Source organism: Lentzea sp. NPDC005914 (genome assembly GCF_040629405.1).
In the GTDB taxonomy this organism is placed as follows: domain Bacteria; phylum Actinomycetota; class Actinomycetes; order Mycobacteriales; family Pseudonocardiaceae; genus Lentzea.
The window spans coordinates 82,543-108,680 of the sequence record NZ_JBEXVQ010000004.1; the positions used below are offsets into that span (position 1 = coordinate 82,543).

General features: G+C 68.5%; 24 protein-coding genes. 7 read left to right on the forward strand and 17 right to left on the reverse strand.

Going from position 1 to position 26,138, the window contains the following annotated elements; translation table 11 throughout:
- Nucleotides 1-12: 12 nt before the first annotated feature.
- The 3 genes from hydA to ABZ345_RS07570 are packed head-to-tail and all read right to left on the reverse strand — an operon-like array spanning nt 13 to nt 3,742.
- On the reverse strand, nt 13-1,398 hold the full coding sequence (hydA, locus tag ABZ345_RS07560; protein WP_359844010.1) for a dihydropyrimidinase: 1,386 nt from the start codon (nt 1,396-1,398) through the stop codon (nt 13-15).
- Nucleotides 1,395-2,237, reverse strand: coding sequence for a nitrilase-related carbon-nitrogen hydrolase (locus ABZ345_RS07565; RefSeq protein WP_359844011.1), 843 nt, complete (start codon nt 2,235-2,237; stop codon nt 1,395-1,397). The genes hydA and ABZ345_RS07565 overlap by 4 nt, the downstream gene beginning before the upstream one ends.
- The gene (locus ABZ345_RS07570; RefSeq protein WP_359844013.1) at nt 2,234-3,742 is read right to left on the reverse strand and encodes an NCS1 family nucleobase:cation symporter-1; all 1,509 of its coding nucleotides are present in this window, start codon (nt 3,740-3,742) and stop codon (nt 2,234-2,236) included. The genes ABZ345_RS07565 and ABZ345_RS07570 overlap by 4 nt, the downstream gene beginning before the upstream one ends.
- 144 nt (nt 3,743-3,886) lie before the next feature.
- Between ABZ345_RS07570 and ABZ345_RS07575 the strand changes: the two genes are divergently transcribed.
- Nucleotides 3,887-4,588: a hypothetical protein gene (locus ABZ345_RS07575; protein WP_359844015.1), complete on the forward strand. Its 702-nt coding sequence runs from the start codon at nt 3,887-3,889 to the stop codon at nt 4,586-4,588.
- Here the strand turns inward: ABZ345_RS07575 and ABZ345_RS07580 are convergent.
- From ABZ345_RS07580 to ABZ345_RS07595, 4 genes are read right to left on the reverse strand one after another with little or no spacing between them, the layout of a single operon-like run.
- Complete coding sequence (locus tag ABZ345_RS07580) at nt 4,569-6,083, reverse strand: hypothetical protein (RefSeq protein WP_359844017.1); 1,515 nt, start codon at nt 6,081-6,083, stop codon at nt 4,569-4,571. The two genes, ABZ345_RS07575 and ABZ345_RS07580, sit on opposite strands and share 20 nt — an antisense overlap.
- Nucleotides 6,080-6,589 carry a hypothetical protein gene (locus ABZ345_RS07585; RefSeq protein WP_359844018.1) on the reverse strand — a complete coding sequence of 170 codons (510 nt, stop codon included), beginning with the start codon at nt 6,587-6,589 and terminating at the stop codon, nt 6,080-6,082. The genes ABZ345_RS07580 and ABZ345_RS07585 overlap by 4 nt, the downstream gene beginning before the upstream one ends.
- Before the next feature lie 51 nt (nt 6,590-6,640).
- On the reverse strand, nt 6,641-7,252 hold the full coding sequence (locus ABZ345_RS07590; protein WP_359844020.1) for a class I SAM-dependent methyltransferase: 612 nt from the start codon (nt 7,250-7,252) through the stop codon (nt 6,641-6,643).
- Nucleotides 7,253-7,310: 58 nt separating this feature from the next.
- Entirely contained in the window at nt 7,311-8,018 is a 708-nt protein-coding gene (locus ABZ345_RS07595; RefSeq protein ID WP_359844022.1) for a MerR family transcriptional regulator, read from the reverse strand.
- Nucleotides 8,019-8,145: 127 nt separating this feature from the next.
- Here ABZ345_RS07595 and ABZ345_RS07600 point away from each other — a divergent pair, with 127 nt between their 5' ends.
- Nucleotides 8,146-8,595 carry a hypothetical protein gene (locus ABZ345_RS07600; protein ID WP_359844024.1) on the forward strand — a complete coding sequence of 150 codons (450 nt, stop codon included), beginning with the start codon at nt 8,146-8,148 and terminating at the stop codon, nt 8,593-8,595.
- Nucleotides 8,596-8,624: 29 nt separating this feature from the next.
- Here the strand turns inward: ABZ345_RS07600 and ABZ345_RS07605 are convergent, their stop codons facing one another.
- Nucleotides 8,625-10,217, reverse strand: coding sequence for a PucR family transcriptional regulator ligand-binding domain-containing protein (locus ABZ345_RS07605; RefSeq protein WP_359844026.1), 1,593 nt, complete (start codon nt 10,215-10,217; stop codon nt 8,625-8,627).
- A 109-nt stretch (nt 10,218-10,326) separates the two neighbouring features.
- Between ABZ345_RS07605 and ABZ345_RS07610 the strand changes: the two genes are divergently transcribed.
- Nucleotides 10,327-11,610: an aspartate aminotransferase family protein gene (locus tag ABZ345_RS07610; protein WP_359844460.1), complete on the forward strand. Its 1,284-nt coding sequence runs from the start codon at nt 10,327-10,329 to the stop codon at nt 11,608-11,610.
- Nucleotides 11,607-13,088 (forward strand): CoA-acylating methylmalonate-semialdehyde dehydrogenase, encoded by a 1,482-nt coding sequence (locus ABZ345_RS07615; RefSeq protein ID WP_359844028.1) that lies wholly within the window; start codon nt 11,607-11,609, stop codon nt 13,086-13,088. The genes ABZ345_RS07610 and ABZ345_RS07615 overlap by 4 nt, the downstream gene beginning before the upstream one ends.
- Here the strand turns inward: ABZ345_RS07615 and ABZ345_RS07620 are convergent.
- From ABZ345_RS07620 to ABZ345_RS07650, 7 genes are all read right to left on the reverse strand, one after another.
- Nucleotides 13,085-13,429, reverse strand: a complete 345-nt coding sequence (locus ABZ345_RS07620; protein ID WP_359844029.1) for an FMN-binding protein — start codon at nt 13,427-13,429, stop codon at nt 13,085-13,087. The two genes, ABZ345_RS07615 and ABZ345_RS07620, sit on opposite strands and share 4 nt — an antisense overlap.
- A gap of 11 nt (nt 13,430-13,440) precedes the next feature.
- Complete coding sequence (locus ABZ345_RS07625) at nt 13,441-14,724, reverse strand: ferredoxin reductase family protein (protein ID WP_359844462.1); 1,284 nt, start codon at nt 14,722-14,724, stop codon at nt 13,441-13,443.
- 47 nt (nt 14,725-14,771) lie between these two features.
- Nucleotides 14,772-15,449, reverse strand: a complete 678-nt coding sequence (locus ABZ345_RS07630; protein WP_359844031.1) for a DUF6789 family protein — start codon at nt 15,447-15,449, stop codon at nt 14,772-14,774.
- Nucleotides 15,450-15,598: 149 nt separating this feature from the next.
- Nucleotides 15,599-16,915: a helix-turn-helix transcriptional regulator gene (locus tag ABZ345_RS07635; protein ID WP_359844033.1), complete on the reverse strand. Its 1,317-nt coding sequence runs from the start codon at nt 16,913-16,915 to the stop codon at nt 15,599-15,601.
- 119 nt (nt 16,916-17,034) lie between these two features.
- Nucleotides 17,035-17,400, reverse strand: coding sequence for a hypothetical protein (locus ABZ345_RS07640; RefSeq protein ID WP_359844035.1), 366 nt, complete (start codon nt 17,398-17,400; stop codon nt 17,035-17,037).
- A gap of 426 nt (nt 17,401-17,826) precedes the next feature.
- Nucleotides 17,827-18,129 carry a hypothetical protein gene (locus ABZ345_RS07645; protein ID WP_359844037.1) on the reverse strand — a complete coding sequence of 101 codons (303 nt, stop codon included), beginning with the start codon at nt 18,127-18,129 and terminating at the stop codon, nt 17,827-17,829.
- Nucleotides 18,130-18,191: 62 nt separating this feature from the next.
- Nucleotides 18,192-18,371, reverse strand: coding sequence for a hypothetical protein (locus tag ABZ345_RS07650; RefSeq protein WP_359844039.1), 180 nt, complete (start codon nt 18,369-18,371; stop codon nt 18,192-18,194).
- A 96-nt stretch (nt 18,372-18,467) separates the two neighbouring features.
- On the opposite strand from ABZ345_RS07650, the gene ABZ345_RS07655 reads away from it, so the two are divergent.
- Nucleotides 18,468-19,172, forward strand: coding sequence for a DUF6338 family protein (locus ABZ345_RS07655; RefSeq protein ID WP_359844041.1), 705 nt, complete (start codon nt 18,468-18,470; stop codon nt 19,170-19,172).
- The gene (locus ABZ345_RS07660; protein ID WP_359844043.1) at nt 19,172-22,195 is read left to right on the forward strand and encodes a CHAT domain-containing protein; all 3,024 of its coding nucleotides are present in this window, start codon (nt 19,172-19,174) and stop codon (nt 22,193-22,195) included. Before ABZ345_RS07655 ends, ABZ345_RS07660 begins: the two co-directional genes overlap by 1 nt.
- On the opposite strand, the gene ABZ345_RS07665 is transcribed toward ABZ345_RS07660, so the two are convergent.
- Together ABZ345_RS07665 and ABZ345_RS07670 are read right to left on the reverse strand one after the other, a co-directional pair.
- On the reverse strand, nt 22,180-22,617 hold the full coding sequence (locus ABZ345_RS07665; RefSeq protein WP_359844045.1) for a hypothetical protein: 438 nt from the start codon (nt 22,615-22,617) through the stop codon (nt 22,180-22,182). The two genes, ABZ345_RS07660 and ABZ345_RS07665, sit on opposite strands and share 16 nt — an antisense overlap.
- Nucleotides 22,618-22,749: 132 nt before the next feature.
- Nucleotides 22,750-24,807 (reverse strand): elongation factor G-like protein EF-G2, encoded by a 2,058-nt coding sequence (locus ABZ345_RS07670; RefSeq protein WP_359844047.1) that lies wholly within the window; start codon nt 24,805-24,807, stop codon nt 22,750-22,752.
- A gap of 207 nt (nt 24,808-25,014) precedes the next feature.
- Here ABZ345_RS07670 and pdxS point away from each other — a divergent pair, with 207 nt between their 5' ends.
- Nucleotides 25,015-25,947, forward strand: coding sequence for a pyridoxal 5'-phosphate synthase lyase subunit PdxS (pdxS, locus tag ABZ345_RS07675; RefSeq protein WP_359844464.1), 933 nt, complete (start codon nt 25,015-25,017; stop codon nt 25,945-25,947).
- Nucleotides 25,948-26,138 lie beyond the last annotated feature (191 nt).

Genomic DNA, 26,138 nt, shown 5'->3' on the forward strand with positions numbered 1-26,138 from the left:
AAACGCCTTTCTCTACACGAGGTACTGGTTGAGGTCGCGGGACACGAAACGGCCGTGGCCCGTCGAGCCGTGGTAGGCGCCGTCGGCGATCACCTTGCGGCCGCGGGAGAACACGGTGTCCACCCGGCCGGTGAGGTCGAAGCCCTCGTAGGCCGAGTAGTCCACGGCCATGTGGTGGGTCTCGGCGGAGATCGTCTGCGTGGCCGACGGGTCGTAGATCACCACGTCCGCGTCGGCGCCCGGTGCGATCACTCCCTTGCGCGGGTACATGCCGAACATGCGCGCGGGGGTCGTGGCGACGATCTCGATCCAGCGTTCGCGGGTGATCTCGCCCTTCACGACTCCCTGGTGCAGCAGGTCGACGCGGTGCTCGACGCCCGGCATGCCGTTGGGGATCTTGGAGAAGTCACCGACGCCCAGCTGCTTCTGGTCCTTGAAGCAGAACGGGCAGTGGTCGGTGCTCACGACGGACAGGTCGTTGGTGCGGAGTCCGCGCCACAGCGACGACTGGTGTTCCTTGGGGCGCAACGGAGGCGACGCGACGTACTTCGCGCCCTCGAAGCCCGGCCGCGCCAGGTCTTCCAAAGAAAGATACAGGTACTGCGGGCACGTCTCGGCGAACACGTTCTGGCCCGTGTCACGAGCAGCGGTCACAGCGTCGAGCGCTTGCGAGGCCGACAAGTGCACGATGTACAAGGGAGAACCGGTGACGCGAGCCAGCTGGATGGCGCGCGAGGTGGCCTCGCCCTCCAGTTCCGGCGGCCGGGTCAGGCCGTGCTGAACCGGGTCGCCCAAGCCGGAAGCCAACGCCTGCGCGACGAGCTGGTCGATCGCGATGCCGTTCTCGGCGTGCATCATGATCGTGGCACCGGTCTCGCGCGCCTTCTGCATCGCGCGCAGGATCTCGCCGTCCGTGGCGTAGAAGACACCGGGATACGCCATGAACATCTTGAAGCTGTTCACACCGGCCGCGATGCACGACTCCATCTCCTTCAACGACTGGTCGTTGACGTCCGAGACGATCATGTGGAAGCCGTAGTCGATCGCGCAGTTGCCATCGGCCTTGCTGTGCCACTTGTCCAGAGTGGACAGCAGCGAGGAACCCTTGGGCTGCACCGCGAAGTCGACGATCGTGGTCGTGCCACCCCACGCCGCCGCGGTCGTGCCGGTCTCGAACGTGTCGGCGGACTGGGTGCCGCCGAAGGGCATCTCCATGTGCGTGTGCACGTCAATGCCGCCCGGAATCACGTACTTTCCGGCCGCGTCGATGGTCTCGTCCGCCTGAACCTCAAAACCCGGCGTGACCAAGGCCGCGATGTGCTCGCCGTCGATGAGCACGTCGGCCGCGTGCGAGCCGGTCGCGTTGATGACCAGGCCGTTGCGAATCAACACGCTCACGGCGTCACCAGGCCCTCGTAGGTGTCGGGACGGCGGTCGCGGTAGAACGCCCAGGTGTCGCGGACCTCGGTCAGCAGGTCCAGGTCGAGGTCGCGCACCACGAGCTCTTCCTCGGTGTCGGACGCGGCGTCGCCGACGAGCTGGCCGCGCGGCGACACGAAGTACGTCTGACCGTAGAACTCGTTGTCACCCAACGGTTCCACACCCACGCGGTTGATCGCGCCGACGAAGTACTCGTTCGCGACGGCCGCCGCGGGCTGCTCCAGCTTCCACAGGTACTCGGACAGCGAACGCGAGGTCGCCGACGGGTTGAACACGATCTTGGCGCCGGCCAGGCCCAGCGCGCGCCAGCCCTCGGGGAAGTGGCGCTCGTAGCAGATGTAGACGCCGATCCGGCCGACCGCGGTGTCGAACACGGGGTAACCGAGGTTGCCCGGCTTGAAGTAGAACTTCTCCCAGAAGCCCTTGACCTGCGGGATGTGGTTCTTGCGGTACTTGCCGAGGTACGTGCCGTCCGCGTCGATCACGGCGGCGGTGTTGTAGTAGACGCCGGGCTGTTCCACCTCGTACATCGGCACGATCAGCACGATGTTGTTCTGCGCGGCGACCTCCTTCATCAGCTCCGTCGTGGGGCCGTCGGGGATCGACTCGGTGTAGGAGTAGAAGTCCGCGTCCTGCACCTGGCAGAAGTACGGCCCGTAGAAGAGCTCCTGGAGACACAACACCTGCGCGCCCTGGGATGCGGCGGTGCGGATGTGCTCGACCGCGTTGGCGATCATCGACTCCTTGTCGCCCGTCCACTTCTGCTGGACGAGCGCCGCCCGGATGATGTTGCTCACCTGGTCGTCTCCTTTGCGGTGTTGTCCTTGAGAGCGAAGAAAACCAGGAAACCGGCCACAAAACCGATCACCCAGTTGTAGTCGTAAAGCGGCTTGAGGAACGGAATCAGGCCGTTCGCCGGGAACGGTCCGCCGTAGGCGCCACCGACCGCGAGCACGGAGCCCACGAGCGTCGCCAGCACGGCACGCCAGTTCCAGCCGCCGTTGAACCAGTACGCGCCCCTGCCGTCCAGGTAGAGGTCCGGCAGCTCCAGCCGCGTCTTCTTGATCACCCAGTACCCGGCGACGAACACACCGGCCACGGACGCCAGCAGACCGCCGTAGAACCCGAGCCACGCGAAGATGTAGATGCTCGGGTCGGAGATCAGCCGCCACGGCTGGATCAGGACGCCGACCACACCGGTGATCAGGCCGCCCAGCGCGAACGTGATGCGCTTGGGGAACGCGTTCGAGAAGTCGTACGAGGGGCTCACGACGTTCGCCGCGAGGTTCGCCGAGATCGTCGCCAGCACCAGCGACATCAGCGCGATCAGCACCAGGAACGTGTTGTCGAACCTCGACGCCAGATCCGCCGGGTCCCAGATCGCCTCGCCGTACAACGCCTGCGCGCCCGACGTCGTCAGGATCGCGACGATCGCGATGAACGACATCGTGGTCGGCAGGCCGAGGATCTGTCCGGTGACCTGTTTGCGCTGCGACCCGCCGAACCGCGTGAAGTCGGGCATGTTGAGCGACAGCGTCGACCAGAACGCGATCATGCCCATCAGCGAGGGGAAGAAGACCTTCCAGAAGTCCGGGCCCCAGCCGAGCTTGCTGCCGGAGTGCAGGATCGGACCGAACCCGCCCGCCTTCACCAGCACGTAGCCCAGCAGGATCAGGAACCCGATGCTGACCAGCGGCGCCGTCCAGTTCTCGAAGCGCCGGATCGCGTCCATGCCGCGCCAGATGACCAGCATCTGCACGACCCAGAACCCGAAGAAGCACAGCCACAACGTCCACGGCTGACCGCCCACTTCGGAGGCTTTGCTCCACCCTTCGCCGACGAGCCGCCCGATGATCACGTGCAGCGCCTTGCCGCCGACCCACGTCTGGATGCCGAACCAGGCACAGGCGATGAACGCGCGCAGCAGCGCGACGAGGTTGGCGCCGCGGATGCCGTAGAACGCACGGGCGAACACGGGGAACGGGATGCCGTACTTCGTGCCCGCGTGGCTGTTGAGCAGCATGGGGACCAGCACGATCAGGTTGCCCAGGGTGATCGTGAGGAAGGCCTGCACCCAGTCCATGCCCAGCGCGATCAACGACGCCGCGAGCGTGTAGCTGGGGATGTTGTGCGCCATGCCCATCCACAGCGCGAAGAAGTTGTAGGTGGTCCACGTCCGCTGCTCGATCGGCACCGGCGCGAGCTCGGGGTTGAAGAATCTGCTGTCCTCGATGGGACCTGTGTCGCTCAGTTCGACGCGGCCGTCAGGTGTGACCTGGGGCGGTGAGGACTCGACTGCCATCGTTCAACCCCCTGTTACGCTGCTGAAACACGGCGAACGTGGTCGGTTTCCATCCCGGAATCCTGGGTGCGCCGCCGCGGGTGTGGCAGTGTCAGAGTGTCCACGCTTGTCATGATCGGCGCACATTGTGTTCCACTGGACAGCATGGGGATCTCACGGCGCGCCGTGCTGCTCGGTGGCGCGGGCCTGGTGGGGGCGGCCGGGGTGTTCGGTGCGACAACGCCACGCGGCCGTCGTCTGCTCGGCTGGACCGGCCCGGACGGCGTGGTGCCCGACGTGCCACCTGTACCCGTTCAGCCGACGCCCTGGGGCGCCTGGATGGGCTCTGAGGGCCCGACCGTGCTCGTGCTGCACGGACGCGGCGGCAGCGTCAGGTGGTGGCAGGACCTCGGGCTGCCCCAGTTCCTCAACGGCGCGAAGTTCCGGTGCGCGGTGGTCAACGGCGGCGACGACTACTGGGTGAACCTCACGCCGCCGGTGCCGTTCGACGCGGCGCTCGGGGTGTCGATGGGCGGGTTCGGCGTGCTGGACCTCGCTTCCCAACGCCCGCTCAAGGCGATCGCGGCGATCAGCCCCGCGCTGTTCCCGAGTTGGGAGGATGCCGAGCGGATCGACGGGTTCGCGTCGCGAGAGGTGTGGGAGCGGCACGAACCGTTGCGGCACATGGACACCATCAAGTCACCGGTCGGCATCTGGTGCGGACAGGAAGATCCGTTCCACGACTCGGCGCGCGAGCTTGCGGACAAAGTGGCCGCGGCCGGTTCGTTCGACCACGGCGCGCACGACGGCGGCTACTGGCGTCGCGTGCTACCGGAAGCGGTGAAGTTCATCGGGAACCGGGTCTGAAGATCCGGTCGAAGTCCGCCCTGGCCAGCCGCGCGTCTTCGAGCCTTTCGTTGCGCTCATAGGCGGTGATCAGGCCTTCGAGCGCGTGCCGGATCACCGTCGGCTCGTTGCAGTCGTGCACGACTTTCCAGGCGTCGTGCAGTTTGACGAGCGCCTGCTCGTCCTCACCGGTGAGCAGCAGGGTGTGGCCCAGCCGGACCTGGGCGATCGCGGTCAGCCAGGAGTCGCGGAGGTTCCGCGCGGCGTCGACGGCGAGCGTGTCCGTCAGCGTCAGGTCGTCCCAGTGACCGCGTGCTTCGAGATAGCGGTGCACGGCCCAGGCGAGCCGGCCGCCCTCCTCCAGGTGTCTCATCATCAGTGCGGAGAGCGCCAGTATCACGAACATCGGCCGGTGGCGGTCGAACCAGTGCAGCGCCTCGGACTGCTTCGGGGTGTCCAGCGCGGCGTCCATCTGCTCGGCGCGGTCCGCGAAGTGGTGGAAGAGCCGCGAGAACGCCTGATCGCGGATTTCCTTCTCCTCGTGTCCGCGCACGCACTCACCAGCGAACTCCCGCACCAGGTCGTGGAAGCGGTCACCGGGTTCGAACAGGTGCGCGGCCCGCAGATCCCGCACGAGCCTGCGCGCACGCGCCTCGGTGCATCCGGTGACGACCGACGCGGCCTCGGCGGTGACCACGCTGCCCGGGATGAGCACGGCGAGCCGGAACAACCGGCGCTGCTCCTCGGTGAGCGCCCGGTAGGACAGCTCGAACGCGGCGCGCACCGACCGTTCGTCGCCGTCGTCGAGCAGGTCCAGCTGCACCTCCCGCAGCTCGGCCGCCCAGTCGTGACCGGGGTCGGAACGCCTCAGCGCGGCCATGATCCGCAACGCCAGCGGCAACCGTCCGCAGAGCTCGGCCAGCTCGGCGTCTCCGACGATCTCCGCGGCCTCGGCGGCGGGGAGCAGACCGAGCTCGAGGTGATGCGCGTCGTCGAGGCCCGTCAGCAGGTGCCTGCTGGTCACGATCGTGCGCTGGCCCTTGGGCAGCAACGGCCGCACGGTCCGCGCGGACCGCACGTTGTCGATCACGACGAGCATCGGTTCGCGAGAAGCGGTGATCGTGCGGAACAACGCCGCCCGTGCCGTCTCGGTCGGCGGGACGTCCCGCACGCCCAGCGCGGACAGGAACTCCTCCAACGCCTGTGCGGGCGACACGCGGCGTTCGTCGTCGTAGTCCTGGAGGTCGACGAACAGCTTGCCGCCGGGGAAGTCCCCGCTCTCGGCGTGGCGCAGCACCAGCTCGGTCTTGCCGACGCCCGCCAGACCCGACACGACGGACAGCCCGGTGGTACCGGAGAGTTCGGCGAGCTCCTCGTCGCGGCCGGTGAACGACTCGCCGGCGGCACGCAGGCCGTCGAGCGCGGTCGGTGCCGGCTCAGGCGACGTGAGGTGGATCGCGCCAACGTGATGAGCCTGCACCACGTTTCCGTGGTTCTCCCCGACCTCGTTGCTCACCCGCGGGAGTTTGCCACTTTGAACCGCACGACGGCCGTGCCCGCTTTCCGGTCGTGCCACGTGCGGGTGCCGCGCAGGTCCAGGGACTCCACGGCGGACAGCACGAGCAGCACCAGCCCGCCCACCAGCAGCAGCGAGGCGAGCCACCCCGCCGACCCCACGGCCAGGTGCTCGCCGATGACGACCCACGGCTGCTGCCAGCCCAGGCCCGCCATCAGCGCCGGCTCCCGCCAGCTCAGACCGGTCAGCACGAGCAGCGCGCCCGCGCCGGGCAGCGCGGTCGTGACGAGCGTGCGAGCCAGCCCCCGTCTGAGGCTGAGGCCGGACGCGGGGCCCACCACCCGCAGCCCGGTGAGGGCTTTGCCGAGGGTGTTCCAGCGCAGCAGCAGAGCGTCGTAGGCGACCGCGCTGAGCACCACCAGCACGGGTTCGTGGACCAACGGCCACGCCACGACCAGCACCACGAGCCAGTCGAGCAAACGGGCGATCAGCCGACGAACGAGCATGATTCACGCTATGCGGCACAAGTCCGTCATAAGTGGCCAGTTCATGGCCAGTTAGCGTCCGAACTCCGCGAGCCAGCGGTACTCGTCGCAGAAGACCCGGCGAGCGGAGAGACCGTCGGTCTCGAACGCCAGGATCTCCGACCGCGTCAGCGGCCACGGCGGGCCGTCCGGCTCAGGGCCCTCGTCCCGCGCGACGGCCAGCACGAGCAATGTCGAACCCACCAGGGAAGCCACGCGCTCGGTGGCCTCCGCGTGCAGTGACACGGGCAGCGCCTGCACCGTCATGTTCTCCACCACCAGGTCGAACGCGCGGTGCCACTCGGCAGGCGGGTTCAGCAGGTCGGCGACGACGTAGTTCACCTTCGACTTCGGGTAGCGCGCCCGCACCGCCGCGATGGCGGTGGGGGAGACGTCGAACGCCGTCACGTCGTAGCCGAGAGACGCGAGGAACTCCGAGTCGCGGCCGTAGCCACAGCCCACGACCAGCGCACTGCGGCCCAGGCCGTCGGGTGCCTCGTAGGCCCACTCGACGAGGTGTTGTTGCGGATGGGGCTGATCCCACGGGACGGAGGCCGTGCCGGCGTCGGCCTCCGCGTAGAGATCTTCGAGCCACCCGGTCGGGTTAGCGGCTTGCAGTCGGCGGGTGTCGTCATCAGCGGACATGACTCACTTCTACCGACCCCGAGCTCGCCTCACCCCGGAATTTGCCAATTCGGCAACATCACTGAGCTGCGCGCGCCTGACCGATGTAGTCGACCAGGCCGTCGTCCGCGGGCCAGCCGATCTGCGAGCTGATCGCGGGCTTGTTCTCCTCCCACGACCGCTGCGCCGCGGCCTGGATCCCGGCGTCGCCACCGGTGAACTTGGCCCCGAGCGCGTCCCACTGCCGCGACAGCTCGACGACGCGCGGGTCGGTGGCCGGGGTGCCGTCGGCCATGTGCTGACGCAGCTGCCGCACCAGCTCCAGCCAGGAGGCCTTCAGCGCTTCCACGGCTTCCGGGCCCATCGACGCTGCGCGGGAACGCATGTCGGTGAGCTGATCGGCGGTGAAGTAGCTCTCGTACACGGACATCATCTCCAAAGTGGACAGAAGGGACTCGGTCGTGTGCCCGTCGAGCAGCGCGGTGAGGCGCGACCGCAGTGCCTCCACCTGCTGGGCCTGCGCGGTCAGCGCCGCGAGCTGGGCCTGGAAGATCGGCCGCAGCGAGTCCGATCGGGACAGTGCCGATCGGACCTCCTCCAGCGACAGACCGAGCTGGCGCAGCGATCTCACCTGATAGAGGCGCCGAACGTCGTCCGGGGTGTACCGACGGTGACCGGACGCCGTGCGCTCAGAAGCGCTCACGAGTCCGATCTCGTCGTAGTGGTACAGCGTCCGGACGGTCAGTCCGCTCGCTTTGGCCAGGTCACCGATGCTCCAACGGGTCACGAGACGACCGTAGGACCTCCCGCCACGTGAGGTTCAAGTCCTCAACACCCGATCGAGCGGATTAACCGGCGAACCAAAACAGCCGATGAAAACGAAGATCGGTCCCCAAACCAGATTGAGGAAAACTGTGTCTCGTTCCGGACTGCTTCGTGCCGCCGCTCTGCTCGCCGCCGGCGCCGCCCCGCTGCTCGCGGGCTCGGCCAACGCTGTCGAGGCTCCGCAGCTCCCCGCGGGCGTGCCCGACATCGGCGCGGGCAAGATCGTCACCGACGCCACCCAGCACGCCAACCCGCTCGAGTCGGTCGGCGCGCTGAAGCTCGGCCAGGTCAAGACGCCGGTGAGCGGCGACGTGCAGACTCCCGAGGCGCCCGAGGTGGCGGCCGCGCAGGAGCGCACCGAGCCGAACTCGATCGCGCCCGAGCTCGGCACCCTGCCGGGCCTGCCGAACGCCGAGGCCCTGACGGGCAACGCGCACGTCGGTGACCTGAAGGCCCCGAGCCTGTCCGACCTGCCGACTAACGGCGTCGTGCCGAACCCGAACGTTCTGTCGGGCACGCTGCCGACGATCAACGGCTGAGTGACACGCTGAAAATGGGCCCGTGGATCTCACGGGCCCATTTCGTGCACTAACAGCGCTACGTACAGCGAGAGCACGGACTCCGGGTCCTCCAGCGAGACGCCCAGCACCTGTTCGATGCGCGCCAACTGCTGGTAGTAGGCCGTACGAGAGAGATGCGCGGCCGTAGCCGCCGCCGACTTGTTGCCACCGTTCTCGCAGAGGCACCGCAGCAGCTCCACCAGCCGTGAACCCTGCGCGTTGTCGCGTGCCAGCAACGGCCCCAGCTCGCGGTCCGCGAACGCCCGCACCCGCTCGTCCTCGCGCAGCAGGTGCAGCAGCCCGCGCAGCCGCACGTCGTCCAACCGGTGGTACAGCTGGGTTCCCGGCGCCCGCAACGCCGCTCCGGCCACGTGCGCGGCCTCGCCCAGTGAGCGGCGAACGTCCGTTGTGGACGTCACGGTCGTGCCCACGGCGATCACCACGGTCGACGCCGCCGTGCGGTGGACCTCGCGCGCGACCTTGCGCAGGACCCCTTCCACACCAACGGTCATCGGCACCGACAGCAGCGCACGCACCGACGTGTCGTCCACGACGCCGACCAGTGCCGCGACCGTCACCCGCCGCGCCGCCAGTGCCGTCGCCTCGGCGAGATCACGCAGAACCTCCTGCGTGGCAAGCGTTTGCCCGTGCAGCACGGACACCGCACGGATCGCGACCCCGATCAGCTGACGGCGTTCCAGCGGCACCCCCAGTGCCGCCGCCCGCGCGCCCAGATCGGGCGACTGCGGTGACTGGCCGAGCAGCTGGGCCAGCAGCGTCCGGTGCGTCTGCCGTTCCAGCGACTCCCGGTCGCGCGCCACGAGCCGGTGCACGGCCAACGCGGACGCAGCGCGCTCGGCGACGACCACGTGCCGGTGTGGCGGCGGCTCCGGTGACACCAGCACCAGGCGGCCCCAGTCCGCGCCGCGAGCCCCGACGATCGTGATCAACCAGCCGGACGGCGGGTGGTAGGCGGTCCGCTCGGTCACCGTGACCGCCCGCGAGCGCGCCGCCCAGTCGTCCAGCAGCATCACCGGATCGTGGCCGGCGGCGTCGTATGCCAGCACGTCGTGACCCAGGGTCTCCAGAACGACCGGCAGCCCGGACGTCCGCGCCACCTCCCGCAGCACCTCGGCGGGCTCGGCACCGGCGACGGTCAGCGCGGTGAACGTCTCGTGCACCTGCTCCGCGGCCCGCAGTTCGGCGAGCTGGGCGTCCACGATCAGTCCCACGACCGCCTCGGTGACGGCCACGTACTTCGTCTCCTCGGACAGCGTGACCAGCGGTAAACCGTGCCGTTCGGCCTCGGTGACCAGCGCGGCCGGCACGTCGTCGCGCCACCGCCGTCCCAGTTCGACGACCAGCCCGGCACAGCCGACCGCGGCCAGCTCCTCGACGTACCGGGCGAGGCCGGACTCGGGCAGCATCACGCCCGTCGTGAGCACCAGCTCACCGCCTCGCAGCAGCGGCGCGATGTCTGCGATCTCCGCCACATGCACCCAGCGGACGCGACGGGCGAGTCCAGCCGACCCGGCCACCAAACGCGGCTTACCCTGCCGGATCACCGGGAGAGCGACGACTTCGGCGACGGTCGGGTACATGGACACAACGTAATGCCAACCAGCCGATCCGGGTACAGGTTGTGCATGGCGGCGAACCCGCCTCCCCAGCAGACTCCGAAGGCAGGTGGAGACCCCTCTGGAGGACGTGATGGCCCACAAGGAGCTGCTGGCACGACACCGCGCGGTCATGCCGAAGTGGCTGGCCCTCTACTACGACGAGCCCATCGAGATCGCGAGCGCCGGCGGGCGGCGGGTGACCGACCGCGAGGGCACGACCTACCTGGACTTCTTCGCGGGCATCCTGACCAACGCCATCGGCTACGACGTCGCCGAGATCAGCGACGCCATCCGTTCGCAGCTCGACACGGGCGTCCTGCACAGCTCGACGCTGTACCTGATCAAGAACCAGGTCGAGCTCGCCGAGAAGGTCGCCGAGCTCAGCGGCATCCCGGACGCCAAGGTCTTCTTCACCAACTCCGGCACCGAGGCCAACGAGACCGCGCTGATGCTCGCCACCACGGCGCGCCGCAGCGAGCAGGTCCTGGCCCTGCGCAACAGCTACCACGGCCGTGCGTTCGCCACGATCGCCATCACGGGCAACCGCGGCTGGTCGGCTTCGGCCCTGTCGCCGATCAAGGTCAGCTGGGTGCACGGCGGCTACCGCTACCGGTCGCCGTTCAAGGCTTTCTCGGACGCCGACTACATCAAGGCCTGCGTCGACGACCTGCGCGAGATCATCGAGACCACGACGGCCGGCGACGTCGCGTGCATGATCGCCGAGCCGATCCAGGGCGTCGGCGGCTTCACCTCCCCGCCCGACGGTCTCTTCCGCGCGTTCAAGGACGTCCTGGACGAGTACGGGATCCTCTTCATCTCCGACGAGGTGCAGACCGGCTGGGGCCGCACCGGGGAGCACTTCTGGGGCATCCAGGCGCACGACGTGGTGCCGGACGCGATGACGTTCGCCAAGGGCCTCGGCAACGGCCTCGCGATCGGCGGCGTGGTGGCGCGCGGCGACCTGATGGACACGATCAACGCCAACTCGATCTCCACGTTCGGCGGCAACCCGGTCTCCACGGCGGGCGCGCTGGCCACGGTGAACTACCTGCTCGACCACGACCTGCAGGCCAACGCGGCCAAGCTCGGGTCGCGCCTGCTCGGGGGCTTGCGCGAACTGGCGGACAAGCACCCCGTGATCGGGGACGTGCGCGGCAAGGGGTTGATGGTCGGCGTCGAGTTCGTCGGGCCGGAGGGCGAGCCGAACCCCGGTGCCGCTTCCACGGTGCTCGCCGAGTCGAAGGCTCTTGGCCTGCTCGTCGGCAAGGGCGGGCTGTACGGCAACGTGATCCGGTTGGCGCCTCCGATGACGCTGACCGAGGACGAGCTCGAAGAGGCGTTGGGCATCTTGGCGCAGGCGGTGGAGAAGGCGTGATCAAGCACTGGATCAACGGCAAGCACTGGGAAGACGCGCCCGAACGGGTTGGTGACGTCTACGATCCGTCGACCGGCAAGGTGGCCGATCAGGTCGCGTTCGCGTCGGTGTCCGAAGTGGACGCTGCGGTCGCCTCGGCCGCGGAAGCGTTTGCGTCCTGGCGGAACGCGTCGCTGGCCCAGCGTTCGACGGTGATGTTCAAGTTCCGCGAGCTGCTCAACGACCGCAAGGGCGAGCTGGCGGAGATCGTCTCCGCCGAGCACGGCAAGGTCGTGTCGGACGCGGGCGGCGAGATCCAGCGGGCCCTCGAGTCGGTCGAGTACGCGTGCGGGATCCCGCAGCTGCTCAAGGGCGGCTTCAGCGAGAACGCCTCGACGCGCGTGGACGTCTACTCGATCCAGCAGCCGGTCGGCGTGGTCGGCGTGATCTCGCCGTTCAACTTCCCGGCGATGGTGCCGCTGTGGTTCGTGCCGACGGCGATCGCCTGCGGCAACGCGGTGGTGCTCAAGCCGTCGGAGAAGGACCCGTCCGCGTCGATCTTCCTCGCGGAGATGTTCGCGGAGGCCGGGCTGCCGGACGGCGTGCTGAACGTCGTGCACGGCGACAAGGTGGCCGTGGATCGGCTGCTCGAGCATCCGACCGTGAAGGCGATCTCGTTCGTCGGCTCCACGCCCATCGCGAAGTACGTCTACGAGACCGGGACCTCGCACGGCAAGCGCGTGCAGGCTCTCGGCGGCGCCAAGAACCACATGGTCGTGCTGCCGGACGCCGACCTGGACCTGGCCGCGGACGCCGCGGTGTCCGCCGGGTTCGGCTCGGCCGGCGAGCGGTGCATGGCGATCTCGGTCGTCGTCGCGGTGGGTTCCGTCGGCGACTCGCTGGTCGAGAAGATCAAGTCGCGGATCGCGGACGTGAAGGTCGGGTCCGGGCCGTCGTGCGAGATGGGGCCACTGGTCACCGGCGTGCACCGCGACAAGGTCACGTCCTATTTGGACGCCGGGGTCGAGGCGGGCGCGTCGTTGGTGGTGGATGGGCGTGATCACCCGATCGACGGTGACGCTGACGGCTTCTGGCTCGGCCCCACGCTGTTCGACCACGTCGGCACGGACATGACGATCTACACCGACGAGATCTTCGGGCCGGTGCTGTCCGTGGTGCGGGCCGAGTCCTACGACGAGGCCGTCGAGATGGTGAACACCAACCGGTACGGCAACGGCACCGCGATCTTCACCAACGACGGCGGTGCCGCCCGCCGGTTCCAGAACGAGATCGAGGTCGGCATGGTCGGCGTGAACGTGCCGATCCCCGTGCCGGTGGCCTACTACTCGTTCGGTGGCTGGAAGGAGTCGCTGTTCGGCGACGCGCACGCGTACGGGCCGCACGGCGTGCACTTCTTCACCCGCTCGAAGGTGATCACGTCGCGGTGGCTCGACCCGTCGCACGGTGGCGTGAATCTGGGCTTCCCCCAGAACACCTAACGATGGTCGATCGCGTATTGCAGTGAACGGGAGTAGGCCTCGCTGGTGATCGTCGCGCCGGACACGGTGTCGATGTCCGCGCTCTGCACCAGCAAGGCCTCCTCCCGCAGGATCGGCAACGCCATGCGGGTCGGTGCGCTGTCCGGCGCCCGCAGAACCCGCACGTCGGCGATCCGATCCCCGGCGAACACGACCTCCACCTGCACGGTGCCGCGCTTGGTCGGCACCGCCTCGCCCGCGACCGCCTGGCCCGACGGCGCGACCGACGTCGCCGGCTCGAACTGCCAGACCGCGATGAGTCCACTGGCGGACAACAGCATTGCGGGGATCGCGCGATGCATCTCTTCGCTCCTCAGGTGGCGAGGCTGAACCGTTCGGTGTGCACCTGGTGCTGCGGCACTTCGAGGTCTCGCAGCGTTCGCAGGACCGCACGCACCATCGGTGGTGGGCCGCACAGGAAGACGTCCCTGTCACGGGCGTCCGGGACCAGCGCGTCGAGGTTGCGCGGGCCGAGCAGCGGGCCGTTCGCGTTGACCGCGTCGGGCGGGCCGCACAGCAGCCGCACCTCGGCGCCCCGCCGGTAGGCCACGTCGAGCAGTTCGTTGATCAGCACGGCGTCCTCGAGCCGGTTGACCCGGTAGAGGACGACGATGTCGCCTCTGAGTTCTTCCAGGAGCGCTCTGATCGGTGTCACGCCGACCCCGCCCGCGATCAGCAGCACGTTCGGAAGTTGTTGCTGCAGAGCGGTGAACGCGCCGTACGGGCCTTCCGCGAACACCCTGGTGCCCGGCTTGAGGTGTTTCAGGGCCGCGCTGCCGTCGCCGAGGGCTTTCGCGGTGAGTCTCAGGAAGAAGCCGTTGGGGGCCGCGGAGAGCGAGAACGGGTTGGCCTGCCACCACCTACCCGGTGCCAGGAACCGCCAGAGGAAGAACTGGCCCGCTCTCGCCGGCAGCTCGTCGAGCTTCCTGCCGGTGACGTAGACCGAGACGACGTCCTCGGATTCGGGAACCACCGCCTCGACCCGAAGCTGGTGTTTCCCGTTGCGCCACAACGGGATCAGGAGCCTGCCGATCGCGACCGCGGCCAGTGCGGTACCCCAGAGCGTCCACCAGTAGAGGCGGGCTCCCGAGGCGGTGAACGACTGGCCCACCGCGATCTGGTGGCTGAACGCGAGAACGATCGCCACGTACAGGTACAGGTGCAGGAAATGCCATGTCTCGTAAGCGAGTTTGCGTCGCGCCCATCGTGCCGAGGCGATGCCCACCGCCGTGATCAGAGCCAGTGCGACGACGGCCCGCAGGACGCCCGTGACGCCGAACGTGAGAGTCCACGGGCCCATGCGGTCCGCGACGCCGACGGTGATCAACGCTGTGTGGGCGACGAGCAGCCACAGGACCGTGAAGCCGTTCCAGCGGTGCAGGGACGTGAGGCGGTCCATGCCGAGTCTGCGGTCCAGCCACGGGATCCGCGCGATCAGTACGAGCTGGAAGGCCATCAGCGGGGCGCCGTAGAGCCCGGTCAGTCGTCCCAGGCTCAGCACGGCGTTCGTGGACGGCCCCGCGGCGATGTAGAGGGAGGTGACGGCCGTTGCGTTGGCTCCCAGGACGATCGCGAGCCCGATCCGTGCCGCCGTCATGGGCGGCACGGACAGCTTCGCGACCTTCGGGAGACGGAGAGTCGTTGTCACCGCTCGGACTTCCGCAGCAGACGGGCGTAGGTCCAGCCGAGCACCGAGCCGTAGACGAGGTGGCCGACGAGTGACGCCACGAAGTTGAGCGGTGTGATCGGGAACAGCACGGTCGTGCCGTACGCGGAGAGCGCGATGGTGCCGATGAGTCCGGACCAGATGAAAATTCCGTAGCCGACTCCGGTGAGCACCAGCCGTTTGCGCCAGTTCGTGAGACCGCAGGCAAGACCGAACACGAGACCCATTCCGCCACCGTCTCCCAGCCATCGCCAGAAGTAACCGAGCAGCAGATTCTCGCCTTCGCCTCCGTAGATCCACGCGCCCATCTGCGGGATGAAGTCCGGCCAAATGCCCGCGATGACGAAAGGAATCCGGACCGCGTCGTAAGCCGCCACTCCGAGCAGGCCGCCGAGGATTCCGCGGACCACTCCGGGTGTCTCCGGGACCCTGGCGATGATCAGGACGGTGGCGGCGAGCACGGCCGGGACCACTATGAACGGTGCCGAGTCCGCCATCCTGAGGAAGCCGAAGGCGTGTGCGGCGATGGCGAGCACGGGAGACGCGCCGGCCAGCGTGAAGATGATTAGGCGCGATGCGAAGTAGATGAGCGAGCGCGGATGTTCGAGGGTGACTCCGAACTTGCGCGTGACCGGTTGAACGCGTGCGTGCAGCACTTCTCCAGCCTCCTACCCAGGACGTTCACGATGGGCGGCGGAGTTTGTCCATCTGAGACGGATAGAAGTGTGCGGGCGCGTTTGAGTGGAATGGAAGTGATGATCTGTGTTGCGGGTGCGGAATGTTCAACCCGCATTCCGCATATGATCTAGTTTCCTAGCGCGTGAAAAATGCCGGCCACCGAGGGCACGCGCGACCACGGCTTGAGCCTGCGTAGCTCGCGGGTGATCAGCACCGAGCCACTGCTCGAGGCCAGCGCGAGCGCCTCGGACCCGGCGATGCCGGCCTGCTCGAACTCGCCCGTGGTGGCGTGGGCGTAAGCGAGCTTGGCGAGGTGCACGCCCAGGAGCCAGCGGCACGTGGGCCGGCCGTTGCTGAGCAGTTTTTGGTAGTAGGACTGGGCTTCCGCGGTGCGCCCGAGATCCACGCACACCGCCGCTCTCTGCAACTCGACGTGCCGGGTGCGAAACCAGTTGCCCAGCCGGTACTCCGGCGTGCGTTCGGGCTGAACCCCCTCGACGAGCCGCTGAGCTTCGTCGAGTGCCTTCAGCGCCGCCAGTTCGTCGCCTGTCCTGGCGTGCCCTTGAGCTTGTTGTTGCAGGGCCATGGCTTTGATCTGAGGAGTGGTGTCCGGCTCTCTCGTGGCGGCCCTGGCCAAGCCGATCACGCGGTCGTCGTCGTCCTCGAACTCGGCGATCATGCTCAGCCGCCGGTAGCAGTAGGCGACGAGGTTCGGATCTTCGGCGGCCAACGCCTGCTGCATGGCCCGCTCGGTCCACCAGCTCGCGCCGCCGAGGTCGCCCTGCTGCAGGTGCAACCAGCCGGAGAACTCGGCGAAAAGCGCTGCCACGTCGAGGATCTGAGCCCGGCGGTGGTCACGGGCGAGCGGTCGCAGCCGGTCGACGAACTCGTAGAGCTGCCTCACGCTGGGCAGCAGGGACGAGGAGGCGCACCAGCTGTCCGCGTCGTTGATGACCCGCCTCAGCACCAGGAGCTGCCCGATGACCTCGTCGTCGATCGGAGCCCGGTGCCGCCCGCGGCCCGCGTGGAAAGCCGCTGGGGCACAGGCGATCAGGAGCGCGTGGCCGTCCAAAGCGCCGTCCAGTACGGTGATGCCGGGTTGCGGTCTGGTCGGTTTCAGACCGGTGTCCTCCTCGGTCAGGCCCAGGAGGTGAGCCGGGATGCTGAGGAGGCGCTGGAAGATCCTGAGAACTCTCATGTCGTAGGCGAGGTTGCCGCCGGACTCGAGTCTGGAGATCGCCGACTGGGAGAAGCCCGCCTGCTCGCCCAGCTGGTCCTGGCGGAGACCTCTCGCCCTTCTGGCGATGGCGATCACCGTGCCGGGGGACGAGTGCAGCACTGCTTGTCTTACTTCCCAGGAGGCCCAGAGGGACGCCGGGATCAGGGTCTCCGGGTCTGCCGGGATGCACGGGGGGATCTCTGCTGCCTCGGCTTCGCGGTACATCAACACAACCCTCCTGGTGCGGCGGCGGGTTGGTCGCGGAGCGTCTCGAATGGTCGCAGTGCGAAATTGCGGTGTCAAACGAGGTGACCGGAGCGTGCCCGCTCCGGTCGCGGTCGTGGTCAGGCGCAGTCGACCTGGGTGACGGTGGGAGCCTTCGCCGTGCCTCGGGTTTCGAAGCAAGCCTTGGCCTTGCCCGTGGAGGTGTGGAAGTACTCGGAGCCGCCCTTGTCGACCACCACGCGGATCTCGATGCGGTCGTCCGCGCTGCGCGGCTCGACGGTGAAGCCGGCGGTCTTGCCCGGTTTGACGCTGTAGGTGCAGTAGCCGCCCAACCAGTCGAGGCCGCAGATCGACGCCGTGTACTTGGCCTTGTTGGTGACTTCCAGTTCCACCTTCAGCTTCGCCGCGCTTGCGGTGGGGGCGGCGGTGACGACGGCGCCGAGCGCGAGAGCCAGGGCAAGGGCTCTTTGGATGCTGTTGGACATGTCGCTCCTCGGGGAGTGTTGGCGTTTCCGCGAGCCACACTCGTGAGCGTCTCCTTTGGTTCGGCGGGATTCGGCATGCGCATGCCGGGTTCGGATTTTGCGACGAACGGGGGAGTCGGCCCAGGCCACCAATCTGATCATCGACCGGTCGGCGCCGCACGCAGGCTGATAACACGCTTGTTTGTGTGGCGACTGTCGATTGCGCCGGAGCCTCTGAGAAGCAAATAGCCCGACGCTCGTGATGGGGATCAAGTCACTCGAACCGCGCGGAAAGATTGCTCGGCATCGCGCACGATTGGTTCGCTTGATGAGTTCGGACGCTTGCCTTCGAGGTGCACCAGAATTCTGCAGGTCAGGCCCTGTGGCGCTCCGGTCGAGCGATTTCTGGCTCGAGTGGAATTCCTATTGGGGCTGCTCTTGGCGGTTTCAGATGTTGCTCCGGCGGATGATGAGGGTGCCGTCGCCCGTGTTCATCGCCCGCCACGGAGACTTGGGCCGGCCGCGGGCGAGCCAGACACCGAGGACCACCGGCCACACGAACATCGAGGCCATCTGCGTCAAGAACCACGGCAGGCTCATCAGGATCGTGACCAGCGACAACCTGCCGCGCTGGCTGATGTTGGCGCGGGAACGGCCGACTCCGGCCGAGACGAGCATGCCGATGAAGTAGGTGATGCCGAATGCGGCGCCCATACCGTCCTGGCCTTTCCTGACAACCCTCGTGTCCATGTGTGACTGTCCATCGAGATTGCCGGGCGGGTGTTACCGATCGGCGCGCCGTTCAGGTCGGTTCACTCGTTCGGATCAATTGGCCGGAAGCCTCGGACTTTCGGCTGGGTCGCGGCCCCTGGTCCTTCGGGCGTACCTTGGGAGATCGGGATCTGCTCGTCCACCTTCTTCTTGTGGGTGCGGACCTCGTCGGTGAATTCGAAGTCGTCGCCGTCGTTTTGCCGGACGGGTCGCTCATTCATGGTCTACTCTCCTGTGCGGTCGGAGCTACAGGTTCGCAACCGCGGGCCGGAAATCGCAATCGACCATCCGGTTGTGCACTCGCAGAGGGAGCGGTGATGCCTTCCACGCTCACCGGGTTGATCATTTTCGTCCTGTTGCTCGTGCCCGGCTTCGTCTTCCAGCGCCGTCGTGCCCGCGACCGGCCGGCAGCCGAGGAGACCGCGCTCCAGGAGGCGCTGACCATCCTGTTCACGGGCCTGCTCCTGGACGGGATCGGCCTGGCCGCTGTCGGTGGGCTGTGGTGGGCGATTCCCGGCAGCGGCGTCGACGTGAGCAAGCTGGTGCTGTCGCCCACGGCGTACCTGGCCGCGCATCCGGTCAGGCTGATGGGCTGGTCGGCGGCCGTGCTGGCGCTCGCCATCGCGGTCGGGTACCTCGCCGCCGGGCGTCGCGTCCAGGCGGTCGTCCGGCGATCGGCGCGCCGCGCGGCGTCGAGTGAACCTCACGCCTCGGCCTGGTGGTTGTTGTTCGAGGAGCATCCGCCGGAGGTACCTGTCCACGTCGGCTGCTACCTGAGCGACGGGGGCTACCTGAGCGGTCGCCTGCACAGCTACAGCCGCGTCGGCAAGGAGTCCGGCGATCGCGAGCTGACGCTGCGCGACGAGATCACCTACCGCGAACCCGGCGAAGCCTCGGCCACGAGGGTGCTGCACAACGTCGGAGCCGTGAGCGTCAGCGCCCGCAACATCCAGTTCCTGACGGTGACCTACCTCGCCCCGCCCGAGAAGGCGGTCGGCCCGCCGCCGGAGGAGGACAGCTGATGTCACGAAGACCGCTGACGACGAAGTTCGGCTACACGGCGCCAGGCAACGCGGAGGTCGTGGGCTGGAGGTGCTACGAGGACGGGTGCCACCAAGGCGCGTCCGAGGCCCCACCGCACTGGCCCTACCTCTGCGAGAACTGCCGGAACCCCGTCGATCCGGTGTTCGCCGAGCCGTGGGCGCACGACGCCAAGGGCTACGAGTTGCGCGCCCAGGTCGCGTCTACCAGCGACGACTACATGCACCGGATGGCTTCCATCGACCTGTGCGCGTGGGAGTTCGAAGAGGCGCTGCGTCGCGGTAGCCATCTGGCGGCTGTGAAGGCACGTGAGGATCTGGCGCGGCTGGCGGCTCGGCTGCGCGCGATGGCCACGACCAGGCACCTGTACGCGGGGCGGTGGAAGATCATAGCTTCCGCTTTGCGGCACGACGTGCTGGATCACGCGGTGGACGAGGTTCTGGACTTCTACGAGGACGTCCGCGCGATCGAGAAACCCGACCTGGAGAAGAACGACCCGAGGACTGACGTGCGGACGTTCGTGGGCGCATGCCTGCTGTTCCTCTGTGATGAGCGATCGGTCAGGCATCCGCGGCGGAACGAGGTCGCGGCCGTCATGATCGAGAGGCACGACTTCCTGCGAGAGCACCAGTTCTCGGTCGGATCGCTGGACGAGGACCGGCACCGGGCCATGCAACTGCTCGCGAAGGTGCGCGGGACCGCACGACCTCGCGTGCCCGAGTGGCTGCCTCCCGCGGACGTGCCGGCGCCCGTCGACGACCGCGATCTGCCCGGCGCGGTCCGCGAGCGCCTCAAGGCCGCGACGGCGGTGGTTGCCGCCGCGAAACGCGGGCAGCGACTGGAGGAACTGGACGGGGTGCTCGGCGGCATGGCTCGCATGGTGCTGGCGGGCAACGGCACGGCCGTCGAGATCAGCGCGGCCGGTGTGCTGGCGGACGCCGCGCTCACCGTCGCCGAGATCCACGACGACCCGGCACCCCTGTTCGCCTCTGCGGAGATCCTCGGCCGGTCGTCGGCGCTGGCGCACCTGCTCCTGGCTCGCGCCCACGTCGTCACGGGCGAGATCTCGCTGGCGCAGAAGGAGGTCGAGACAGCACTGCGCTGCCCGGACGCCACGCGGCTCGGAGTGCTGCCGCATCTGCACGCGATGTACGGGTGGCTGGTCGTGCAACTGGCCCGCGACCGGATCGACGCGGGAATCGCCGCGTGCCGGACCGGCCGCCAGTTCGGGCGGGGGCGCGTCACCCCGGCCGATCCCGTGCTCGCACGTCTGCTCGCCGAGAAGGCGTTGCAGCGCAAGACTCCCGCGGTTGAGGCGGTGCCGTTGCTCGACGAGGCGTTGCGGCTGGCCAAGCGCGCCGGCGCACAAGCGGTCGCGCAGGAGGCGAAGTCGGCGCTCTCGGCGCTGACGGGGCGGGGCGACGTGCCGAAGCGGTTGCGTGCCTGGCGTTCCGCGGTGAAGGGAGCGGAGAGTGCTCCCGCCGGAGCGCGGATGAGACTGGCGATGGCGTGGGTGCGGTGGGCTCTCGGCACCGGCCAGACGGATCTGGCCGCCGAGGCGTATCACCACGTCGTCTCGCTGCTGCCCGCGCTCGTCCGGGTCCGGTACCGCGCCGACGCTCAAGCGCGGATGCTGGCGACGGTGCGCGAGCACACGGAGGAGGCGGGGTACTGGCTCGCGAAGGCGCGGCGTTACCGGGACGCGGCCGTGGCGCTGGAGACCGGTCGCGCCGTCGCGTTGAGCACGCTGGTCGAGCGCGACGATCCCGTTGTGAGACAGGCGTTGCTGGATGGCGGCCGAGGCGATCTGCTGCAGCGCTACCAGGCCGCGCTGACCGCGGTGGGAAGTGGTGACGGCCACCGCGCGTGGGCGCACTTCCGGGCGGTCGCGCGCGAGGTCGCCGACGTGATCGGGGCCGATCCGGTGGAACCTGTGGTGGAGTACGCGGACATCACCCAGGCCACGGGCGACGGCGCGCTGGTCTACGTGGCGTCCGCGGAGGCAGGTGGCTACGCGCTCATCGTCGCGGCGGCCCACGACCCGCAGTGCGTGTGGCTGCCGGACCTCGACCGGTTCTACGTCGAGGAGAGGCTGCGGAGCTGGCCGGAGGACGTGAAGTCCTGCAAGACCCTGCTGAGCGACGATCTCGACTGGTTGTGGCTCAGGGGCATGCGCGAGCTGCTGGCGTTCTTCGCCCACGGCTCGATCATCACGCTGATTCCGGTCGGTGTGCTGGCGTTGCTGCCCCTGCACGCGACCGCCGGGCGCGCCCTGCACTTCCCGGCGATCAGGTATGCGCCCAACGCACGGACCCTTCACTGGAGCAGGTCGCGTGCCGCGGCCATCGCGAACCGCCCGGCGCGCCTGCTCGTGGCCGACGTGCCGAACGCGCCGGGACAGAGCGTGTTGAGGTTCGCTCCGGCGGAGAGTGCCGCGGTGGCGGGGAACTGGCCAGGTCAGTGCACTCTGCTGCCCGAGGCGACCTGGGAGGCGTTCGAACCCGCCGCTCACCGGCACGACGTCTGGCACGTCGTGTGTCACGGCTGGGTCGACCGACAGGAGGTTCTGCGGAGCCTGCTGGCTTTCACCGACCGCGAGGTGACGATCGCCGACCTGCGTGAGCGATTCCGCTTCGAGCCTCGCAGGCTGGCGATCGTGTCCGCCTGCGACCTGCAGAACGTCGGTGCGGAGGTGCCGAACGAGGTCGTCGGACTCCCGTCGGCGTTGCTGCAGCTGGGTTTCGCGGGAGTGATCGCCGCTTCCTGGCCGGTGTCCGACCAGGCCACGGCCTTTCTGATGGCACGATTCCACCAGGTGTGGCGCGCCAGCGGAGCACATCCCGCCGTCGCGCTGGCCGCGGCGCAGAGATGGCTCAGGGACGCGGAGCTCGCGGATCTGTCCGCGGTCGCGCCGGAGATCCCGTTGCCGCCACCGGCTGTTGACGGGCCCTGTCCGTTCGCTCATCCGTTGTACTGGGCGGCGTTCGCCTACACGGGCGGGTGAGGGCGACCGTGCGGCCACGTGTCCGGGCCGTGGACATCCAGCCACCGGCCCCACTCGTGGCCCGTGAGCATGGCCGTGGGGAGGTTGCGCATCCGCTTGAACTCGATCCCGGCATCCAGCAGCGCCAAGGAGTCCGGGGATTTCAGCACCGCCTCGTCGCCGATCAGCTCGCGTACGAGGCGGCTCGCCCCGTACGTGGCGAAGCCCGTGTCGTCGCCCTGGATGAACTCGAGCAGGTCGGCGACGAAACCGGCCGGATCCTCCTGCGCGTCCGGCCAGAACGGCTGAATGCAGTAGGGGAAGATCTCGGTGGAGTCCTCGCCGGAACCGAAGACGTCGAGCTCGAAGCGGCCCAGCATCGCGAGCCTGTCCGTCATGTCGTCGGGAAATCTGGAGCGGGGCTTGCGGCTGAACCATCCCATGCCGGCGAATCCCTTCAGGAGGCGACTACGTCCGGCGATATCGCGCCCATCGGGATGCTCGTTACCGCCACGCCGGGACGGCCCCGCTCAGTCCTAAAAGGATGATCGGGGGCCGTCTGCGTTGGCGTGGAATTACTTTGCGGCTCTGGCCGCCAAGGCTTCCGGGATGGGGTCGTAGCGGGAGAAGCGGCGTGTGAAGGTGCCTGTGCCCGAGGTCATGGCGCGCAGTTCTATGGCGTAACGGAGCAGTTCGCTGGACGGGACCTCCGCGCGGATCACGGTGCGGCCGCCGTCGCCCGCTTCGGTGCCCAGGACGCGGCCCCGCCGGCCGGAGAGGTCGCCCAGGACGGTGCCCAGGTGTTCGTCGGGCAGGCGGATCGCGATTTCGTCCAGAGGTTCCAGGAGGGTCGTCCGGCCCGCGGCGGCGGCTTCCTTCAGGGCCATGGCGCCTGCTGTCTGGAAGGCGGCGTCCGAGGAGTCGACCGAGTGGGCCTTGCCGTCCACGAGGGTGACGCGGACGTCCACGACGGGGGTGTGGTCGTGCAGGCCGCGTTCCAGTTGGGCGCGCACGCCCTTTTCCACCGACGGGATGAACTGGTTCGGGATGGCGCCGCCGACGATCTTGTCGACGAACTCGAAGCCGGAGCCTCGGGGGAGAGGTTCCACGACGATGTCGCAGACGGCGTACTGGCCGTGGCCGCCTGACTGCTTGACGTGGCGGCCGTGGCCTTTGGCCGAGCCCGCGAACGTTTCGCGCAGGGCCACGCGGACCGGTTCGGTGTCGATCTCGGCTCCGCCCGCTCGCAGACGGGCCAGGACCACGTCGGCGTGCGCCTCGCCCATGCACCACAGGACCATCTGGTGGGTTTCGGCGTTGCGGTCCAGGCGGAGGGTGGGGTCGCTGGCGACCAGGCGGTTGAGGTTGCGGGCCAGGTTGTCCTCGTCGCTGCGGGTTCTGGGGACCACCGCCACGGGCAGGAGAGGCTCCGGCATGTTCCACGGGGCCATCAGGAGGGGTTGTTCCGGGGCGGAGACGGTGTCGCCGGTTTCGGCGGTGGTGAGTTTGGTGAGGGCGCAGAGGTCTCCGGCCACGCAGTACGGGACTTCGCGCAGGGACGCTCCCAGCGGGGAGTAGATGTGGGCCACGCGTTCATCGGCGTCGTGGTCCTCGTGGCCCCGGTCGGACATGCCGTGGCCCGAGACGTGCACCGGGCGTTCCGGGCGCAGCGTGCCGGAGAAGACGCGGACCAGGGAGACGCGGCCCACGTAGGAGTCGACCGCGGTGCGGACCACCTCGGCCACCAACGGGCCGTCCGGGTCGGCCGCCATCCGGGGCTGGGGGATGCCCTCGACCGTGGTGACGGTGGGGACCGCGTGTTCCAGCGGGGACGGGAAGGCTCGCGTTATGCCGTCCAGCAGTTCGGTCAGGCCCATGCCGGTGGCTGCGCAGACCGGCATCACCGGGTGGAAGGAGCCGCGGGCGACAGCGGTCTCCAGGTCGGCGATGAGGGTGTCCTGGTCGATCTCCTCGCCCGCCAGGTAGCGGTCCATGAGGGTCTCGTCTTCGCTTTCGGCGATGATGCCCTCGATGAGGGCGGCGCGTTCGTCCGGGTAGTTGTCGCCCTGGGTCAGGAGGCCGACGAGGCTGTCGCCTTCCTGCATGTAGAGGGGGACCACGCCCGCGCCGAACGCGGCCTGGCAGGCGAGCACCTCCGTCATGGTGTCGGCCCGGTGGTGGTCGGTGCGGGTGATGACCACGGCGCGCGGCATGCCGACCTGGGCGCACTCCTCCCACAGGGCGACGGTGGCGGCGTCCACGCCCTCGAAGGCGTTCACAACAAAAAGGGCCGCGTCCGCGGCCCGTAGTCCTGCCCTCAGTTCGCCCACGAAGTCGACGTAGCCGGGGGTGTCGATGAGGTTGATCTTGACGTCGCCGTGGTGGAGCGGAGCTACGGAGAGGCCTACCGATCGTTGTTGTCGTACGGCGGCCGGGTCGTGGTCGCAGACGGTCGTGCCCTCGGTCACCGATCCTGCTCGGGTCAGGACGCCGGTGGCGGCCAGCAAGGCTTCGGTGAGCGTCGTCTTGCCCGCCCCGGACGGGCCCACGAGCACGACGTTGCGGACCTTGGCCGGATCGTCTACAGCGACCGCGCCTGCCGGTGTCCCGTTGTCGGAGTGCTTGCTTCCCATGGCTACCTCCGTCAAGTCGTAGTGTTCGATCTCACACCCGTTCACCTCCCGGTACAAGTAGAAGACCCCGACTGGATGCCCGCCTGGATGTGAGCCGGTTTTGTTTCTTGGGGAAGTGGCACGGGTCACGACCTGCGGTTGATCTGGAAGTGGCCTTCTGGTTCCGGGCTTCAGTGGCTTGGGTGAGGTGGCCACGTGAGACGTAGGATGGGTTCACCGGAACTTCCCCTCGTGAAAGGTTGGCCCGTGAGCAACGACCAGGTCACTGGCACCGCCCGCGTCAAGCGCGGCATGGCCGAGATGCTCAAGGGTGGCGTGATCATGGACGTGGTCGACGCCACTCAGGCGAAGATCGCGGAGGACGCCGGCGCCGTCGCCGTCATGGCGCTCGAGCGCGTGCCCGCCGACATCCGCGCGCAGGGCGGCGTCGCCCGCATGAGCGACCCCGACCTGATCGACGGGATCATCAACGCCGTCTCCATCCCCGTGATGGCCAAGGCCCGCATCGGCCACTTCGTCGAGGCCCAGGTGCTCGCGTCGCTGGGCGTCGACTACATCGACGAGTCCGAGGTGCTGACCCCGGCCGACTACGCCAACCACATCGACAAGTGGGCCTTCACGGTTCCCTTCGTCTGCGGCGCGACGAACCTCGGCGAGGCCCTGCGCCGCATCACCGAGGGCGCGGCGATGATCCGCTCCAAGGGCGAGGCCGGCACCGGTGACGTCTCCAACGCCACCACGCACATGCGCAAGATCCGCCAGGAGATCCGCCGCCTGCAGAACCTGCCCGAGGACGAGCTGTACGTGGCCGCCAAGGAGCTCCAGGCGCCGTACGAGCTCGTGAAGGAGATCGCGCAGAACGGCAAGCTCCCCGTCGTGCTGTTCACCGCCGGTGGCATCGCGACCCCGGCCGACGCCGCGATGATGATGCAGCTCGGCGCCGAGGGCGTGTTCGTCGGTTCCGGCATCTTCAAGTCCGGCAACCCGGCCCAGCGCGCCGAGGCCATCGTGAAGGCCACGACCTTCTACGACGACCCGGACGTCATCGCCAAGGTCTCGCGCGGCCTGGGTGAGGCCATGGTCGGCATCAACGTCGAGGACGTTCCGGAGCCGCACCGCCTGGCCGAGCGCGGCTGGTAGGTCTCAGGTTCGAACGAAGGCGCATCGCTTTGAGCGGTGCGCCTTTTCGTTGTGCGGCGAGGAAGAAGATCGCGCCGCCGGGCAGGCGGCAGGGCCGTCCGGTGGAGTGGTCGGGATGGGCGGAGTCGTCGTGGACGCACCGTTCGGCTCGGACGCGGATATGATCGTCCGGCTGGCGCGAGCAGTCCTCC